Source organism: Streptomyces sp. AC555_RSS877 (genome assembly GCF_019049245.1).
In the GTDB taxonomy this organism is placed as follows: domain Bacteria; phylum Actinomycetota; class Actinomycetes; order Streptomycetales; family Streptomycetaceae; genus Streptomyces.
On record NZ_JAGMUK010000167.1, the window covers coordinates 1 to 722 of the forward strand.

At 71.5% G+C, this 722-nt stretch carries 1 protein-coding gene; it reads left to right on the forward strand.

Features of this window, described 5'->3' with window-relative positions:
• On the forward strand, nucleotides 1-717 hold a 717-nt coding region (locus tag KUM49_RS38250; RefSeq protein WP_217241567.1), incomplete at its 5' end, for an alpha/beta hydrolase.
• Nucleotides 718-722: the final 5 nt, after the last annotated feature.

Genomic DNA, 722 nt, shown 5'->3' on the forward strand with positions numbered 1-722 from the left:
ATCATCTACATCCACGGCGCGGGCTGGGTGTTCGGCAACGCCCACACCCACGACCGGCTGGTGCGCGAACTCGCCGTGGGCGCGGGGGCCGCCGTGGTCTTCCCCGAGTACGACCTCTCCCCCGAGGCCCGCTACCCGGTCGCCATCGAGCAGAACTACGCGGTCGCCCGCTGGGTCGTCGGCCAGGGCGCCGCCCAGGGCCTGGACGCCACCCGCATCGCCGTCGCCGGTGACTCGGTCGGCGGCAACATGACCGCCGCGCTGACGTTGATGGCCAAGGAACGCGGTGATGTCCCCCTCATCCAGCAGGTCCTCTTCTACCCGGTCACCGACGCCGCCTTCGACACCGGTTCCTACCACCAGTTCGCCACCGGCTACTTCCTGCGCCGCGACGGCATGCAGTGGTTCTGGGACCAGTACACGACCGACGAGAACCAGCGCGCCGAGATCACCGCGTCCCCGCTGCGCGCCACCACCGACCAGCTCACCGGCCTGCCGCCGGCCCTGGTCATCACCGGCGAGGCCGACGTGCTGCGCGACGAGGGCGAGGCCTACGCCAACAAGCTCCGCGAGGCCGGCGTCCCCGTCACCGCCGTCCGCTACCAGGGCATCATCCACGACTTCGTGATGCTCAACGCCCTGCGCGAGACCCACGCCGCCGAGGCCGCCATCAACCAGGCCGTCAGCACCCTGCGCACCGCGCTGGGCACCGCCTGACGGCC